Raw genomic sequence first — 17,501 nt, 5'->3', positions numbered from 1 at the left:
AACTGAGATTGACGAGCACTCAGGTTTCGCAGTCTCTTCCTGTCGAATAGTTTTCGAACAGGTTTTAAGTATGATCTCTCTGAAAGGCTGCCACTTTCCCAAGGATGCAGTTCTTTACGCTGTATATTTCTATTTGCGGTACACAGTGTCGTACCGTGATTTGGAAGAGATCATGGCCGAACGCGGCGTGCGGGTGGACCACGCTACTCTCAACAGGTGGGTTGTTAAGTATTCGTCGATGATCGCCGCGAGCGCGCAATCGAAGAAGCGACCAACGCTGAGTTCCTGGCGCATGGACGAAACCTATCTCCGTGTGCGCGGCAAGTGGATGTATCTTTATCGAGCAGTCGACAAAGCAGGAAACACCCTTGATTTCATGCTGTCTGAGCGACGAAATCGTCCAGCAGCAACCAAGTTCTTTGCCAAAGCACTGTCGTCTGTCTGACGTCAGCACCTGTGGGCCTGATTGAGGGATTTGCACAACGGAGGGTTTCTGGCTGACCGACGAGCAGATGGCGCGGCTTCAGCCTTACTTTCCAAAGAGCCATGGCAAGCCGAGAGTTGATGATCGTCGTGTACTGAGCGGGATTATATTCATCAACCGCAATGGGTTACGTTGGTCCGATGCGCCACGTGAATTTGGACCACCAAAGACACTGTACAACCGTTGGAAGCGGTGGAGCGATATGGGTGTGTTCGCTCGGATCATGACCGGGCTGGCTGCGGAGGGAACCGATCATAAGACCATCATGATTGACGCTACATACCTCAAAGCGCACCGCACAGCCTCCAGCCTGCGGTTGAAAAAGGGGGGCGCGGCAGGCTGATCGGGCGTACCAAGGGTGGCATGAATACGAAACTGCACGCTGTTGCTGACAGCCTCGGACGCCCCATCCGCTTCTTCATATCCGCGGGCCAGGTCAGCGATTACACGGGCGCCAAGGCTCTGGTGAACAGTCTGCCATCGGCTGACTGGCTGCTGGGAGATCGAGGCTATGACGCAGACTGGTTCCGCGAAGCCCTTAATGACAGGGGAATTAGGCCTTGCATCCCAGGTCGACAATCACGCGACAAGCCTGTCCGATACGACAAGCGCCGCTACAAACGACGCAACCGCATCGAGATCATGTTCGGACGCCTGAAGGATTGGCGGCGCGTCGCCACCCGATATGACAGATGCCCAAAGGTATTCCTTTCGGCCATCGCTCTAGCAACTACCGTGCTGTTCTGGCTGTAAATCAATGAGTCTGGAGCCTTCTGTATCTCGAGTTTGCTAACTTAACCCCCGTCAGCCACCTTTGCCGAGGTTACTGACGGGGCGGTGTATGGCGTCTGAGCCTTGTGGCATGACCACGTTTCCTAGCGAGCCAGCACCGTCTCTCTTCATCGTCTCGAACAGCTGAATGCGGCCGGTCTGGACCGCGGAGCAGAAGGAAGAGGGTATGAACAAAGTATCACACGAACAGATCATCGGCATAGACGTCAGCCGCGATTGGCTTGACGTTCATTGTCTGCCGGACATTCGTAGGTTGCGGCTCCCGAACAGCGATGAGGGCCACGCGCAGCTTGTTGGTCTGGCACAATCAACGCACGCGCTTGTTTGTTTCGAGGCGACTGGAGGGCAGGAATGGCGTCTGTGGACCGCGCTGGATGCAGCCGGTATCGCGACTCGGCAGTTGCCGCCAGCTCAGATCAAAGCCTTCGCTGCCAGCCATGGCACACGCGCCAAGACGGATCGGATCGACGCGGAACTCATTGCGCGATTCATGGCATTTCGACCAGACGCAGATCAGGGCCTTGCAAAAACCGCTGATATCTTGCGTTCTGTTCCTGGGATCGGCCCCGTTGCCAGCACTATGCTGATCGCGGAAATGCCAGAACTGGGCCAACTCTCGGGAGAACAAGCTGCTGCGCTCACGGGCCTGGCTCCCATTGCTCACAACAGCGGTGCGATGCGCGGCAAGCGCGCCATTGGTGGCGGACGGCGACAGGTACGACACATCATGTTCCAGGCCGCTCTCGTCGCGAGTCATCACAATCCGCATCTCAAGATCTTCGCAGATCGTTTGCGTGACGCGGGCAAGCCACACAAAGTCATCATCACAGCAGTCGCTAGAAAGCTCGTCACAATCGCAAACGCACTCCTCAAATCTCGGCAAAACTGGTCGGCTCAGACCCCCTGAGAAATACAGTTGCTAGCTTAGCGTTGCCTGCGCTGCCCTGTTCGTCATTTGGACGCATCGCGCACTTCGTTGCTCCGATGCGTTATTCACCAAAAATTGTTTAAAACTTTTCAATGGAGTCCCGCCGAATTTGCTGCGATGCAAATTAGCTAACCGCTTTATGCGCAAAAATACTTCTTTTTGCTCGTTACTTTTTCAAGTCTGCAAATCATCGATCACATCCGATAAGTATCGCTTATCATGATTGATTGATTTCGCCGGAAAATGCGCGCAGAATGTGCCTCATGTCGGTTTTCCTTAACCACTGGACTCGCGATGGCATTGGTCCATAACCCGTAGACCCCTGCCCCGATCCGGCAGCAAACCTAAGTAGATGCAGCACAGTAACCTGGGATTTTGTAAACATGGACCGGCACAAACTCAGCCCGAGTCTACTCTTAAAGGACCAGAACAGCATAAGGCCAACCATGAGACATGGTGAAAACAAGCAAGAGCAGTCTACAGATTAGGGAAAATCGACACATGAAGCCCCCTGCCCCATACCTCCCCGCCGCCGCCCCTGCCCTCTCGGACACAGATCAGGAGGCGCTCACTGATCTTTATGTGCGCGGCACACCGGAAAACACGCTCAGGGCCTATGAACGGGATCTGCTTTATGTCACCGCCTGGAAGTCCGCGCGCTTCGCAGCGACGCTGGACTGGCCGGAATCTGAGGCCACCGCCCTCGCCTTCATTCTCGATCACGCCCGTGATTTGAATGACGCGCCAGAAACGGATGTGGCGCGCGAAACCGCAGAAGCGCTGATTGCTCAGGGGCTGCGCAAGTCCCTCATCTGCCCTGCCCCTTCGACGCTGGACCGGCGCATCGCCTCCTGGCTCGCCTTTCATCGAATGAAGAACCTGACCAGCCCTTTCGGTGCACCGCAGGTTAAGCAGGCCCGTGCCAAGGCGCGCCGGGCCGCAGCCCGGCCCCTTGCCCCAAAATCGCAGCACCCGATTACCCGCGATGTGCTCGAGCAGCTGCTGTCCACCTGTCGGGGGTCCCGGCGGGATTGCCGCGACCGCGCCATCTTGATGCTGGGTTGGGCTTCTGGTGGTAGACGGCGCTCGGAGATCACCGGATTGATGTTTGAAGACGTCTCGCTAAAGGAGTTCGACGAGAAAAGCCTGGTTTGGATTTCACTGCTGGAGACCAAGACGACAACCAAAGGTGAAACGCCGCGGCTGGTGCTGAAAGGCCGCGCGGCCCAGGCGCTGGTGCATTGGGTTGAGGTGGGCGAGATCCGCGAAGGGCCGCTGTTCCGCCCTGTCTCCAAGGCCGACCGGGTGCTGAAACGCCGCCTTTCCCCGGATGCGATCTATCAGATCGTCAAACATCGCCTCCAGTTGGCGGGGTTGCCGGAAGACTTCGCCTCGCCGCACGGTCTGCGTTCAGGGTTCCTGACCCAAGCGGCGCTGGACGGCGCCCCGATCCAGGCCGCCATGCGCCTGTCGCTGCACCGCTCCATGGCGCAGGCACAGAAGTACTATGACGATGTCGATATCGCAGAGAACCCAGCGACAGACTTGTTGGGGTAAGCTGGTGCTAAACGAAGAAAGCGGTAACCCGTGGGTTACCGCCATCAAAATTAAGAAATCTGAGCATGGGTAACCCGCGGGTTACTACTCGTTCAAAACAGCTTCGAAAGCCTCAACCGCTCTCTGGAGCTTTGACCGGTCAATCGAACTAAAGTCCTGACCAGACAATATCCTGCACTCTCCCTTGCGCGCAGTGATTTTTGAAGCGCCCACGTGGAACTCATACTTCACGCTCTCAACCTTCTCACGCCGCTTGCCGCTAGCTGGTTCAGCATCAGAACTTGCCACGAAAGCATCAAGTATTTCGTTTTGCTCACCGGCTGTGGATGCGCGCACTAACACATCTCTTAATGCAGCAGCTGAAGCCGATGACGCTCGAAGTTTCCGCGCAACCTCAACGCCAAGGTTTCTGGAAACACTCTTTGGAAACGGCAACGCACCCTCAAGTTCACTGAGCAGGTAAACAAAGCTACGAATATAGGAGCGTTTCATCTTGTGCAGGGATGAGTACAGCCTTCCGACCAAAGCTTCTGCATCCCCTGCCCCCAACTCTGAATCTTTAGAAGCAAGAATTGCCACTTGCGCCATCTCAGCAAACGTCAAGTCTTCCCGAACAACGTTCTCTTCAACCATGTCAATATAGAGGTCGATGCGATCACTCTGGGATTTGGCAACTCGCGCCGTAACACTGGAAAAGCGTTCATCACCGGTCTCTTCATAAAGCTGCTTAAGAGCAGTTACTCGTCTCCAACCTTTTTTGAGTTGGAAGCGTCCATCTGAATCCTTATAAAGCTCTATGGGCTCCTTCTGGCCGCGTTCCTGAATTGAAGCCTTGAGTTCATCCATCTCGTCGGAACTTGCGACAGCCGAAAGATCCAAGCGATCTCGTGGCAGATCTGTCGTATGAATTTCATTGATGCCAACCGCAACCAAGACTCGCCCCTCATCACGAGCTTTACGATACTCCTTAGCATCGGAGGCATTTTGCCGTCGCTGTTCGACACGGTTCTCAGTGCTTTCATTTAGGCTGTTTGCTGTCTCGCGAACCGCAGCCCCCATCGGCCCCACTTCGCGGCGGCGTGTTTTCTTGAGGTCATCTTCATCAATTGGAGTGAAGCCAAATTTATTCCCGCTCATTCTACCCGCTCCTCAATTTTAGTACGTGCCTCCCAAGCCCTTAGGACGACATCCCTAAATTCGCTGTATGCATTATCAAATGACTGACGCGCCCGTTTCCATGTGTCCCGAGTCATCTGTCTGTAGTCCTGCTCGTAAACAGACATCTGGAACCTACCAGATTGCTCGACCGCACGTGTCATTTCGATGGGATTTTGACAGACATCGGCGCCGAAGACATTTTTGAAAGCATCCATCATCGCGACGTGCAAAGAGTTGCTAGCCTCGAAGCGAGTCATGAGAACACGTATGTCATCGAACCTTTTAGGAAGCGTGATACCAGCATCCTGTGCAATACGTTCGAACCCGCTGGTTATGTCTTCCAAGGCATCGCCAAGCTGACCAAGATAACTCGTTGTGCTGTCATACTCCCAATAACCAGGACCAGACGGAATATAGAGGATGTCAGCAGCAAAGGCCGCATTCAAAGACTGGTATCCAATTGCCGGCGGGCAATCGAAAACAATCAAATCATATTGGTCGTCAGGCAACTCATCGAGATATCTTGCTACGCATCCAAAAAAACTCCATGCCTTATGAATGGACCTGTACTGAGCGGACGCAAATTCAACGAAGGCCGCGTTCGCACAGCTCGGGATGATGTCGATCGTCGACCAAGAAGTTCTTTGAATGAAGTCTTGTACACGTTGCGCGCCAATCGACTGAACATCTTCAGGCAATTCGTCGGCAGTAGGGTAGGGGCAATCTGCGGGATCATCATATTCGTCCGCGATCCGGTTCGCCTCACGGCAGAGATCGCGGCACATAATGCCCCAGACAGTATTCCACTCTCTAACTTCAGCCAGACCCATCGAATGCGTGAGTGTCGCCTGGGGGTCGAAATCCACCACCAGAACACGGTAACCATCAAGCGCGGCCGCATTCGCCAAGTGCTGGGCAACGACAGTTTTGCCGACACCACCCTTAAAGTTCGAAACCGCTACTCTCATAGCCCGGCCTGCCGGCCTTTGAGGCAGAAGGCTTTTACCTCTAAATCTCAGGCGCCGTCTCAACTCATTTATCTCAGCCAGAGAAAACCATCTTTGCCGCCCGTCATCTTCAGTCGCCCCTTGCGGAAGAGACGGATCTTCGGCCAACTTCTTTCTCAAGGTGTCCGCCGGGACATCAAACATGAACTGGCTAATTTCCCAGATCGAGAATGGTCGAAGCACTTTCTCGTCAGCGGGCGAGAAAGTAGCGCGGCGGACGGCAGCCTGTTGGGCCAGGCTTCGTTCGTTCATAGCTTGAAGGTCGGTGTGGTCACGCATGGTGCTGCTCTTGTTATATCACGAATGTCTTCTAATAACGCGATTTTGGAAAACTGCAAAACGTAAAGAATGGAGTTTCCGCTTTTTCGCCTCCGACTCGGTAAAAACGGGAGGTATTTCGAAAGCGAAGCTATGTTTTGGTGACAGGCAGCGACCAATTACCAGATATATGGTGACACTCGACCCCCAATATGGTGACAGCATAGTGTCACCTATAACCTATTAACCGAATTTTCTTTTGATTTTGAAGAAAGAGGCGGTCATCCTGTTTTTCAAAGCCCGTTGACAAACTACGGGATTTCATCACACTGAACCCAATTGATGGAATCGGTCAGCGAAACCGATCCGCTCGAGGCACAGTGGCAGTATCAAAATGGAAATAAAACGATTTACAGGATTTCAGGCCGGTTCTCAGAAGTACGATCTTTTGACTGCAATCTCTGTTGCGGGATTGAATGGCACACCCGGTTTTCAATGTTCGATGATGCGGCTCATTGCGTTGATAACGGCCCGATACAACTGGCGCACTGATGAGCTGACGGTCGGACAAAAAGAAATGGCCCGCCTCTGGTCCGTGGACGAACGAACCGTCAAGAGAGAAATTAAGCGATTGACGGATTCAAGTATACTTCTCCAGCTTAGGCCTGGGGTTAGAGGCCGCGTCGCAGCGTACCGACTCAACTACACGGAAATTTACCGTCTGAGCGAACCGATTTGGCGAAATGTTGGTTCTGATTTTGTATCGCGCATGGAGACACAAACTCCAAAACCGACCGAAAAGGTTGTTCATGTACAATTTGGCCAAGAAAAACCAGAAGCTGTTGAACATGAGGGACAAGACCTTCAGGATCCGTGGGGCAGGGCGCTTCGGCGCCTATCAGAGTCTGAAGCACTATTGTTTAAAAGTTGGTACTGCGATCTCAAATTTGTTGAAATACAAGATCAGACAATCACCTTGCGCGCACCCAGCAAGTTCATCGCACAGTACATTCAATCTCACCATTTGAAACCTTTACTTGGAGCGGTCCAGCTCGAGTTCGGGCGAATTCAGAAAGTGTGTTTGCTCGGCTAACAATCCAGATTTGTAAGTCGCACGCTGTGCCGTGAGACAACCGAAATTGCTGATTTCAACCGTTGAGTTTGGCCTCGAACATCCCGATGGTTTTCAGAATGTTGTCGAACAAGGGGGGATCCCCGATGATCATTTCTTGCATCCCCACATAGTCCCGGCGCAGCGCTGCTTTCAGCTCAGGGTTCGGTAGCAATCTTAGTGATCCGGGCCTGGCATTCTCGTAGTTAGCCCAAGCCGCTTTGAAGAAGACGGACTTATGGTGTGCAACCTGATCCAGCAAATCGATCTGTTCGATAGCGCGAGAATGGGTCTCGTGTTTGATCAACTGAGCCATGTCGTAATAATGGCGCGACATACGGTCAGCCAGAGGTTTGGTGATGTCCTGATGATAGAGCATATGCAGGATCGTGGCTTTCTCCCAGAATGTGCGTTCAACACCCAAGACCTTCACATCGACGTCGCTCGCCTCCAACAGGTCTGGAAATGCCTGATGCACATAAGGTGATATCCTGCGGGACTCGGCTGGAAGGTGAACCCCACGGGCGCCAAATTCGAACCGCACTACCGGCTGGATGTAGCCGCTGGCCGCACTTGTCTCGGATGGATAGGCGAAAAGCAAGGTTTGTGCATCATTAGGATCGACCGAGAGGGAAAAGTGCTGATCAAGCACGGCGCCAAACTTGATCTTGGTTTCTTTCAGAAGCGGTCCTGAGACTACTTTGGTGGCCGTATCCTGAAGCTCCTGCAGCAGTTGCTTTTGTTTTTTGCCTGAAAGGGCAGGGTGCTCGGGGTCACGTGTGCCGTCGAAACCGAGCTGTGCCCGGTCGAGAGACAGATCCACGTCTTCTGAGAACCGATGGATGATGTCATAGACCTTGGATAGCGATGTCCCACCCTTGAAGATCATGTGAGTGCCAAAAGAGGGCAGGGCGAATAGATGTTTCAGCGACCAGCAGACCCAGAAATCCTTCTCAACGATTGCCTTGGAAATGCCAAGCTTTGCGGCCGTTTCCTGAAACGCTTCTTCACGGTTCTTTGGAGTATCGTTGGCAAACTGGTCCAAGATCAGACCCATGCCACGATTTGCTGCACTACCGGGTGCATCCAGGCCGGAACATATCTACTTTGTCTTGCGAGCAATGCGCGGTCCTTAACATCCAGATTGCGGGCCAGCGTGTCGACAACACGGCTATCCACCCGGTTTTTGCCAACATAGCGTAACGCCTGAAATACGGCGCCGGTTTTCTGGCCTGCACCAACTAGCGTTTTGGATGATGCATTCCGGAACTGGATGACTTGTCGACCAACTGTCTTGGTGCGGGTCGGGCCGTCGGTCATGTAAGTCGGCTTGGACGGCACTTGGGTCGACAGCCCCAACTGGTTGGCTGCCATGGCAGGGGAGGGCTGTAGAACCTGATTGTCTTTGCGTGCAATCGCTTTGGCAATGTCATCGGCTGACGGAGACAACAGCCCTAATCGGGCGCTCTTTCTCGGATAGTCATAAAGCCCACGCGTTAACCGTCGGATCATCCCTTGATCCGCCAAACGCGACAATGCCTGATCCACACTTGCGCGGGAGCCAATATCCAGAAAGTCGGTTGGCGCAAAGATTGAGCCCCGGCCTTTTCCGATGATGCGTTGTCTAATCGATGAAGTGATCATAGTTTTCTCCTTGTCAGAAAATATAACACTTTTTTCTGACTTACAAGTTAGCAGAGTATCTGGGTGATTTTGTAAGTTCGGGCGGACAGCTGACTTTCGCTGCATATGCGAGAGCAACTCTACCAATCTGTGAAAGCGGTCATTTACAGTCAGATATGCGATACACGCCCGATCCAGGTACGGATGAAGTCCTTTGTGGCGCGGGATCAGAGCGACCTGGCAAGGTCGCCAATATCCCAAAAAAGCCCGGCCATTGCGCGCAATGCATCACGCGAAACTGACTTTAACACGTGCTCGTTTGGCGCGTGCTGCGAACAGCCGCGATAGGAGTGCGGCACCCAAACCGTTGGGAGACCGAGCAAATCGGAAAAGACCTCGTTGGGCAAGGAACCGGCGAGATTTGGCAGGACATGGGGTGGCTTCCCACACGTTTTTTCAAGCGAACGCGCGACAAAAGACACCCACGGATGGTTGGGCGACGTTCGCGTTGCATCAAAGAAGCTGCGGTCATGAGGCTTGATCTGAACGATCTCAAAACCTCTCGCATCAAGGTGGCGTCGAAGGGCGGGCAGGATATCGGATTGGTTAGTGCCAACAACGAAGCGGAGCTGGCAGGCGGCTATGGCAAATCCCGAGATCGCGTTGACCGGTGCCTCGGGGACACCGCTTTTCATTGCGAGGACCGCAAAACTGTTCCAGCCGAAGACGCGTTCGGCCGGTGTCAGGCCTTCCTCTCCCCAATTCTCGTCAATCTTCGGACCACCATCCCCGCCAACCGGCAAGTTGCGCAGGGTGTCCCGGATGTCTTCAGTCAGGCTGGTCGGCCGCCATTCTGGTATTTGGATTTGGCCCCGCACATCGGTGATCGTCGAGAGGGCTTGTGCAAGGATCATCGCGGGGTCGGCAAGCAAACCGCCCCAGTTACCCGAATGGTGCGCGCCGTCTCTTAGATCAACGATGAGGTCGAACGAATTGCCGCCCCTTGCCCCCATGAACAACGTGGGCGTGTCGGACTGAAGGCGCGGCCCGTCCGATGCGATCAGGACGTCTGCGGCTAGGTTGTCCTTGTGCTTGGCGCAAAACTCCGACAACCCCGGTGATCCCATTTCTTCGCCCATTTCAATGAGAATGCGCATGTTGAAGCCGAGCGCTCCACGGGCCTCAATGACAGCGCTCAGCGCCGCCAAATTGATGAGATGCTGCCCCTTATTGTCGGCTGTTCCGCGTCCATAGAGGCGGTCGCACTCATCAACCAGTCGAAATGGGTGAAGCCCGTCGCGCCATTGATCCGTTTGCGCGCGGATCACGTCGCCATGCCCGTAGGACAGGATTGTCGGACGCGTGTCGTCCTCGATGCGCTCTGCAACCAAGATCGGTCCGGCATCGTGCACAGGGTTCGGGTAGATTTCACAGGAGAACCCGAGTCTGCTCAGGCGCGGAACGAGGGCTTCCTCAAGATAGCGCGGAAGCTCCGCGGCTTTTTCTTGTGTCTGGCTCTCCGTCTCATGGGCAACCAGTTCGCTAAGTTCTGTTGCAAATTGACCGGTGTCGAAAAACTGGGCGGCGTTGTCTATTGCAGAGGCGCGGGTCACGGTTGTTTTGCCTCAGACAGGTGGACGCACGTCGTCCGGGATCGGACATGTGTAAGGTGTTTGGCCCAGATGGTCTTGATGCGTCGCGCATGCAGCTTCGATGCGCGAGGGATCCTCAACCAGTCGACAAGCTGTCGCGGCCATTGCTTTTGCCGCGTAGACCATGCCTTTGTGAGCCGCGGGCGCCTTGCCTTGTGCCACTGTTTGCCACGTATGAAACGGCGTTCCTATAGCACAGGTGGCAACTCGTGCCTGAACGGTTGGGACTGCCCAACTCACGTCGCCAACATCTGTCGAGCCTTCGCCGCCATCGCTGTGGCGATCAAGAGGTGCGATGAAGTCGCAGAGTGCGAGATTTTTTTTGGGCTTAGCACCGATCCGCTTGAAGGTCGTATTGATGTCAGCGGCGGTTAATGTGGTCTGAATGTCGCGGGCAAAACTGAGATCTGCCTCGTCAAAGGCGACGGGTCCAAGTTTCTCTAGCTCGTGCTGCATGGTTTCTTCCAAAGGACGGTTGCCAAGCAGGTTTGAAACGCCGGAAAAGACCTGGCTGGTAACTTGCGTTCCTGTCATCAGCGCCGCGCCGTCCGCAATCTTTCGGACGCGCGTAACCAAATCGGCGAGGTCCGGTAGCGAGCTGGCGCGGACGAGTTGGCGCACTGTGGCCTTGGCCTGCACCACGTTCGGCGCAACACCACCTGCATCGAGATAGGCGTAGTGAACCCGGGCGCTGTCGGGCATGTGCTCGCGCAGGTAATTTACACCGATGTTCATCAGTTCAACCGCATCAAGCGCCGACCTACCCAATTCCGGTGCACCCGCCGCATGGGCAGCTTTTCCATGAAAAGTGAAATCGATCCGGGTGTTCGCGAGCGATCTGGCCTCATTCACGCCTGTGAAGGTCGCTGGATGCCACGAGATGGCTGCGTCGACATCATCGAACAGTCCTTCGCGCACCATGTATGTCTTGGCCGCGCCCCCTTCTTCAGCGGGGCAGCCATAGTATCGCACACGGCCCTTGATGCCGTTTTCGGCCAGCCAGTCTTTCACCGCCGTCGCGGCCAAGAGTGCGGCGGCCCCTAAAAGATTGTGACCACACCCATGCCCGTTGCCGCCCTCTTCAAGCGGCTGATGTTCAGCCACACCTGGCGCCTGGCTCAGATATGGCAGCGCATCGAACTCGCCGAGGATGGCAATCACCGGACCCTCGTCTCCTGCTTCGCCAATCACGGCCGTAGGAATGCCAGCTGCGTTCTCTGTTATCTTGAAGCCCTGAGCGCGTAACATCTGCACATGTTCGGCGACGGACTTGTACTCGGCATAAAGCGTCTCGGGCGTGTCAAAGACTCGATCTGACAAGGCGATAAAATCATCACGATGGCGGTCGACGTGGTCCCAGATCGGATCGGCGTTTTTCAAGGGGCTCTCCAGCTTCTCGTTCAAACGGTTTCGGCGTGTTCCAGCAGGCAAGCCGTTTCGCGCCCGCCGCGCCCCGCTTTCAGTTCAGGAACAGTGGTGCGGCACTCAGCGGTCGCCACCGGGCAACGCGGGTGGAAGGTACATCCAGATGGCGGATCGAGCGGCGACGGAATTTCCCCCTCAATCGGGGCAAACTCACGCCGGCGCTGATCAAGGCGCGGAGCCTCTGCAAGCAGCGCTTTCGTGTAGGGATGGCGTGGGTCCGAAAAAATTTCCTCAGTCGATGCGCTCTCGACAATGCGGCCCAGATACATGATCGCCACGCGGTCGGCGATGTGTTCGACGACGCTCAGGTCATGGCTGATGAACAGATAGGTCAGGCCCAGCTCTTCGCGCAGATCCATGAACAAGTTGATAACCTGCGCCTGGATCGACACGTCCAGCGCAGCGATGGCTTCGTCGCAGACAAGGAACTTCGGCTTCACGGCGAGCGCACGTGCAATTCCAATCCGTTGCCTTTGACCGCCGGAAAACTGATGCGCGTAACGCCGCTTGAGCGACGGGTCGAGGCCGACCTTGCGCATCACGTCGTCCACGTATTCCGTACTCTCTGCCTTGCGGACGATCCCATGCATACGCGGTGCTTCGCCGATGATATCTTCGACGCGCATTCGCGGATTTAGGCTGGCAAAGGGGTCCTGGAAGATCATCTGAATTGCGAGGGTCGCCGCGCGTTTGTCGGTGCCGTTCAACGTCGCAACATCTTTGCCTCCGTAGAACATCTGTCCGTCACTTGCAGGGTGAATGCCGGCAACAACACGTCCCAAAGTGGACTTGCCGCAGCCGGATTCGCCGACCAATCCCAGAACCTCACCCTTTTGAATCGACAGGTTCACGTTATCGACAGCATGGACCGTTTCTTCCCGGATGTTTGCGCCAAGTCGCTGTGCGATTTTCCCCGCGACGTCCAAACGTTTGGTGAAGCGCTTCGAAACGCCTCGGATTTCAACGAGCGGCTCACTCAAAGCGTCGTCTCCTTGGTGCGTTGCGGATTGAAACAGCGAAGGCTGCGGCCATCCACGTCCTTAATCGGGGGGCGCTTGGAACACGCTGCCGTTCGGGCCTGACAACGCGGTCCAAAGGCGCATCCTTCAGGCAGGGCGAGCATGTTTGGCGTCATCCCTTCGATCTGGAACAAACGCTGCCCGTGCCGGTTCGCCGTCGGAACCGATCCGAGAAGCCCGACCGTATAGGGATGCAACGGACGGTCGATAACATCGTCGATACTGCCTTGCTCAACGATCCGTCCTGCGTACATCACCGAAATCCGGTCCGCGAGCCCTGCCACAACGGCAAGGTCATGCGTGATCCAGATCATCGCGGTTCCCGTGCGTTTCGTCAGCTTCTGTGCCTCGTGGATGATCTGCGCCTGAATTGTCACGTCGAGCGCTGTCGTCGGCTCGTCGGCAATAATGAGGTCCGGCTGGTTCAAGAAGGCTGTCGCAATCGCCACGCGCTGCCGCATCCCACCGGAAAGCTGATGCGGATAGGCTTGCAATCGCTCTTCCGGCGATGGGATGCCAACCAAACCAAGCGCATCACGGCTTCTTTCCCAGGCGGTTTGGCGGCTTACGTTTTCATGGGCGAGAATGGCCTCGATCATCTGCGTATCGACGCGCAGGACCGGGTTGAGAGTCATCATCGGATCCTGAAAGATCATCGAGATTCGGTTGCCACGCAAGGTCTTGAGTCGCTCTTCCGGTGCGTTCGCGATCTCGTCACCATTAAAACGGATTGACCCATCGACGATGCGCCCGGGAGGATCGATCAGCCCAAGGATGGAAAACCCGGTGATCGACTTGCCCGACCCGGACTCACCCACCAGACCCATTACCTCGCCCTTGGAGACGGTGAAATCCACACCATCTACGGCCTTGACCACACCCGCGTGCGTGAAGAAGTGGGTCTTTAGCCCGCTGACTTCGAGTACTGCCGTCATTTCTTCAACCTCGGGTTCAAAACATCGCGCAAATGGTCGCCCACAAGGTTGATGGACACGACCGTCAGCAAGAGCGCGATGCCGGGGAAAACGGATATCCAGTAGCGCCCGGACAGCATGTACTCGAAGCCATTTGCGATCAGCACCCCAATCGACGGTTCAGTCTGTGGAAGGCCTACGCCAAGAAACGAAAGCGTCGCTTCCAATGAGATTGCGCTGGCGGTTTGCACCGTGCCAACGACGATCAGAGGCGCCATGCAATTCGGAAGGATATGGCGAAAGACGATCCGGGGTCGCGATATTCCAAGGCATTGCGCGGCTTCGACATATTCCTTGCCACGCTCGACAAGCGCGGTCGCGCGAACCGTGCGGGCGTAATAAGCCCATTGCGCGATCACGAGGGCGAGGATGATCTTGTCGACACCCTTACCAAGTGCCGCAACCATCATCAGCGCAACAAGCGATGCCGGGAACGACAGTTGAAGATCCACGATGCGCATGATGAACGCTTCGGTCCGGCCTCCGGCGTAGGCCGCGACCAGACCGATCGCCATACCGATCAGAAGGGCAATCACCCCAGATGCAAGCCCAACGGTCAGAGAAATACGCAAGCCATAGAGAATTGCCGAGTAGAGATCGCGTCCAGACCCGTCCGAACCGAGCCACATCGTGTATCCGTCGAATGCTTCGGAACCTGGAGGCAAGCGCCCATCCATGACGCTGACCTGGCCAAGATCGTAGGGGTTCTGCGGCGTGATCCAGGGTGCCAGGATGGCCAGCAGAACGATGATCAGGAATATGCCGAGCGCCGCTGTTGCGATCCTGCTTTCGAAGAACTCGGCCCGAAATCGCTGGAACGGCGTCTCGACTTTAGGGGACTTGGCGGGGGTCAGAGAATGATCTGTGACGGTGTCGGTCATGCGCCCTGATCCTGCAAACGAACCCTCGGATCGAGGATCGAGTAGAGTATGTCGACGATCAGATTGATCAGCACGAAGAACAGTACGATGATCATCAGATAGGCGACGACGACAGGCCGATCCAATTGCAGTATTGCGTCGATCAGCAGTTTGCCCATTCCCGGCCACGCGAAGATTGATTCAGTCACCACCGAGAACCCGATCAAACTACCGAATTCGAGGCCCATGACGGTCACTACCGGGATCATGATGTTTTTCATTACATGCACCAGAATGATGCGTCGGGTCGAAAGCCCTTTGGCCCGGGCATACTTCACGTAATCCTGTCCCATCGCTTCCCGGACACCCGCTCGGGTAAGGCGGATTGCCAGTGAAATCTTAAGAAGCGCTAGGTTGAGAGCAGGCAGGAAGATGTGGCTCAACCCATCGAGCGTAAAAAGGCTGCTGTGAATCCCAAGAAACGAGCCGATATCGCCGCGCCCTGTCGCTGGGAGCCATCTAAGTTCTACGGCAAACAGCATGATGAGCATAAGCCCGACCCAGAAGGTCGGCAGCGAAAACCCAAGGATTGAGCCAGCCATAATGCCCTTGGACAGCGGGCTGTCGGGATAGAGCCCGGCATAAAGACCCAATGGAATACCGATCACGATAGCAAGAAAGAGTGCACTGAAGGCCAGTTCCATCGTGGCAGGCATATGGTGCAGGATCAGTTTGAGCGCGGGCTCACCGAAGACGAAACTGTCGCCGAGGTCACCCTGTGCAGCACCTTTGAGGAACAACCAGTACTGTTCCCAAATAGGCCGATCCAATCCAAGCCGTCGAATTGCAGCTTCGATGTCAGCCTGATCCGCGTCGGGGCTGACCAGCATGTAGACCGGGTCACCAACGATATTGACGCCGAAAAAGACAATCACCGACATCAGGAAGACAACAAGCATTGCTTGCTGCAATCGGCGAATGACAAAAACGGTCATGAGGACATTCCCTGGGCAAAGGCTCCGGGCCGCTGCGAAGGCGGCCCGGATGCATTGCGATTACTCTTTCACGACGCCTGTCGCGAGAGTGTACTCGTCGGTCCGAGGGATGTAGCTCAGACCTTTTTTGGCCGCCCAGGTGTTGACCTGGAAGTGAGTCGGAATGATCGCCACATTCTCGATCGCGCGCTCTGTCGCCGCGGCGAGTAGTTCCTGCCGCTTTGCGTCATCGACTGTTCGCAGGGCTTCTTCGATCAACGCGTCGGTTTCAGCATCCGAGTGCCGGCCACGGTTCGATGATCCAAAGCCCGCATCCTTGTCATGGGTGTGGATCAGCGATTTGAGAGGCGAGGACGCTTCGCCGGACCCCGCGCCCCATCCGACGAGGATAAAGCTGAACTCCGGCAGACCCTCCGGGCTGCCTTTGGACGCGCGTCCAAAGTATACCGAACGCGGCATTGTTTCGACTGCTGTCTTGATGCCCACACGGGTCAACATTTGCGCAATTGCCTCGGCAATTTTGGCGTCGTTGATGTAGCGGTCATTTGGCCCATGGATTGTCATTTCAAATCCATCGGGATAACCGGCTTCAGCCAGAAGTGCTTTAGCACCGTCCGGGTCATAAGCCACCACGTCCAGATTGTCGGACACGCCAAAGAATCCCTCGGGCAGAAGCTGGCCAGCGGGCAGCGCAACCCCCTCCATGACACGCTCAACGATCGCGTCGCGATTGATCGCCATGCTGATCGCCTTCCGGACTCGGACGTCCATGAGCGGGTTCTTTATATCGCCACCACCGTTGGCCTTCACAAAGGGTGAATCCTCACGGAATTGGTCCATGTGAAGATAGATCACTCGGTTGGACACGCCCTGGCTCAGCTGGATACCATCGTTGCCCTTAAGTGTTGTGATATCGGTCGTCGGAACGCCCGATATCATGTCGACGTCACCGGCAAGAAGCGATGCAACACGGCTCGGACCGGACGTGATTGGGCGGAATTCCACCTCGGACCAGATCGGTACATCACCCCAGTATTCGTCGTTCCGTACCAGCACGATGCTTTCACCCGGCGTGTAACTTTGGAACTTGAACGGCCCTGTGCCGATGGCGGCCGTACCCGCGTTGAAGTCTTCCGTCGTTGCTTCGCAGCCCACTTCTGAGATCACAGGGATCGTGGAAATGTCGTTGCCCATCAACGGATAAGGTGCGGCCGTTTTGAAGTGCACCGTGTAGTCATCGATCTTGACGACTTCCTTACCCTTAAGATAGGTGCCGTATCCCGATGGAGAGTTCGGTACGTCCGGCGCGCGCGCCATGGTGCAGACGACGTCGTCCGCCGTGAAGTCGCTTCCGTCGTGAAACTTTACGCCCTCACGCAGCTTGAACTCCCAAGTCAATTCATCAATTGGCTCCCAGGACACGGCAAGACCCGGCGATAGGCGCTGCTTCTCATCCTGCGCGATCAGCCGGTCAAAGATGTGCACGGACATGGCGTTGTTCGGACCAAGGTTATGAAAATGCGGATCGAGTGACGTCGGCTCCGAAGCGAGGCCGATCGTCAGTTTTTCCGCCGAAACAGCACCGGCGCCGAAAGCCAAAATGCCGACAGCGACGGCTGTCGCAGATGTGAGTTTCCTCATCAAAAAGACTCCCTGTT

15 protein-coding genes and 1 pseudogene are annotated in these 17,501 nt (G+C 55.6%); 5 read left to right on the top strand and 11 right to left on the bottom strand.

The window, feature by feature from the left end:
- Window positions 1–70 precede the first annotated feature (70 nt).
- From ACR0ES_RS17460 to ACR0ES_RS17445, 4 genes and pseudogenes are all read left to right on the top strand, one after another.
- Window positions 71–433, top strand: a pseudogene (locus tag ACR0ES_RS17460) (IS6 family transposase); the annotation flags it as partial.
- A 79-nt stretch (window positions 434–512) separates the two neighbouring features.
- Window positions 513–1,237 (top strand): IS5 family transposase gene (locus ACR0ES_RS17455; RefSeq protein ID WP_480871411.1). Its coding sequence is split into 2 segments (ribosomal slippage): window positions 513–800 and window positions 803–1,237, totalling 723 coding nucleotides; the frame shifts between segments, so codons are not numbered across the junction.
- Window positions 1,238–1,442: 205 nt separating this feature from the next.
- A complete protein-coding gene (locus tag ACR0ES_RS17450; protein WP_480871410.1) occupies window positions 1,443–2,183 on the top strand; it encodes an IS110 family transposase in 741 nt (246 codons plus the stop codon).
- A gap of 522 nt (window positions 2,184–2,705) precedes the next feature.
- The gene (locus ACR0ES_RS17445; RefSeq protein WP_480773455.1) at window positions 2,706–3,761 is read left to right on the top strand and encodes a tyrosine-type recombinase/integrase; all 1,056 of its coding nucleotides are present in this window, start codon (window positions 2,706–2,708) and stop codon (window positions 3,759–3,761) included.
- 84 nt (window positions 3,762–3,845) lie between these two features.
- On the opposite strand, the gene ACR0ES_RS17440 is transcribed toward ACR0ES_RS17445, so the two are convergent.
- Together ACR0ES_RS17440 and ACR0ES_RS17435 are read right to left on the bottom strand one after the other, a co-directional pair.
- The gene (locus ACR0ES_RS17440; protein ID WP_170702625.1) at window positions 3,846–4,898 is read right to left on the bottom strand and encodes a ParB N-terminal domain-containing protein; all 1,053 of its coding nucleotides are present in this window, start codon (window positions 4,896–4,898) and stop codon (window positions 3,846–3,848) included.
- Complete coding sequence (locus ACR0ES_RS17435; protein ID WP_170702626.1) at window positions 4,895–6,205, bottom strand: AAA family ATPase; 1,311 nt, start codon at window positions 6,203–6,205, stop codon at window positions 4,895–4,897. The genes ACR0ES_RS17440 and ACR0ES_RS17435 overlap by 4 nt, the downstream gene beginning before the upstream one ends.
- 373 nt (window positions 6,206–6,578) lie before the next feature.
- Between ACR0ES_RS17435 and ACR0ES_RS17430 the strand changes: the two genes are divergently transcribed.
- On the top strand, window positions 6,579–7,277 hold the full coding sequence (locus ACR0ES_RS17430) for a DnaA N-terminal domain-containing protein (protein WP_480773456.1): 699 nt from the start codon (window positions 6,579–6,581) through the stop codon (window positions 7,275–7,277).
- Between the two features lie 55 nt (window positions 7,278–7,332).
- Here ACR0ES_RS17430 and ACR0ES_RS17425 read toward each other — a convergent pair whose 3' ends face one another.
- The 9 genes from ACR0ES_RS17425 to ACR0ES_RS17385 form a co-directional block, all read right to left on the bottom strand.
- A complete protein-coding gene (locus ACR0ES_RS17425; RefSeq protein WP_170702628.1) occupies window positions 7,333–8,352 on the bottom strand; it encodes a nucleotidyl transferase AbiEii/AbiGii toxin family protein in 1,020 nt (339 codons plus the stop codon).
- A complete protein-coding gene (locus tag ACR0ES_RS17420) occupies window positions 8,343–8,939 on the bottom strand; it encodes a DUF6088 family protein (protein WP_171127191.1) in 597 nt (198 codons plus the stop codon). The genes ACR0ES_RS17425 and ACR0ES_RS17420 overlap by 10 nt, the downstream gene beginning before the upstream one ends.
- Before the next feature lie 206 nt (window positions 8,940–9,145).
- Window positions 9,146–10,531 carry a M20 family metallopeptidase gene (locus tag ACR0ES_RS17415; protein WP_480472952.1) on the bottom strand — a complete coding sequence of 462 codons (1,386 nt, stop codon included), beginning with the start codon at window positions 10,529–10,531 and terminating at the stop codon, window positions 9,146–9,148.
- 12 nt (window positions 10,532–10,543) lie between these two features.
- Window positions 10,544–11,950, bottom strand: coding sequence for an amidohydrolase (locus ACR0ES_RS17410; RefSeq protein ID WP_480472950.1), 1,407 nt, complete (start codon window positions 11,948–11,950; stop codon window positions 10,544–10,546).
- Window positions 11,951–11,970: 20 nt separating this feature from the next.
- Entirely contained in the window at window positions 11,971–12,975 is a 1,005-nt protein-coding gene (locus ACR0ES_RS17405) for an ABC transporter ATP-binding protein (protein WP_480871409.1), read from the bottom strand.
- Entirely contained in the window at window positions 12,972–13,949 is a 978-nt protein-coding gene (locus ACR0ES_RS17400) for an ABC transporter ATP-binding protein (RefSeq protein ID WP_480871408.1), read from the bottom strand. Before ACR0ES_RS17400 ends, ACR0ES_RS17405 begins: the two co-directional genes overlap by 4 nt.
- Window positions 13,946–14,869: an ABC transporter permease gene (locus ACR0ES_RS17395; protein WP_480472946.1), complete on the bottom strand. Its 924-nt coding sequence runs from the start codon at window positions 14,867–14,869 to the stop codon at window positions 13,946–13,948. The genes ACR0ES_RS17400 and ACR0ES_RS17395 overlap by 4 nt, the downstream gene beginning before the upstream one ends.
- A complete protein-coding gene (locus tag ACR0ES_RS17390) occupies window positions 14,866–15,843 on the bottom strand; it encodes an ABC transporter permease (RefSeq protein ID WP_480473304.1) in 978 nt (325 codons plus the stop codon). Before ACR0ES_RS17390 ends, ACR0ES_RS17395 begins: the two co-directional genes overlap by 4 nt.
- Before the next feature lie 60 nt (window positions 15,844–15,903).
- Entirely contained in the window at window positions 15,904–17,484 is a 1,581-nt protein-coding gene (locus ACR0ES_RS17385) for an ABC transporter substrate-binding protein (protein ID WP_480871407.1), read from the bottom strand.
- Window positions 17,485–17,501 lie beyond the last annotated feature (17 nt).

The organism is Ruegeria sp. N7, from assembly GCF_056531345.1.
Note: the sequence above shows the minus strand (reverse complement) of the source record. Positions and strands in the feature narration are given on the sequence as shown.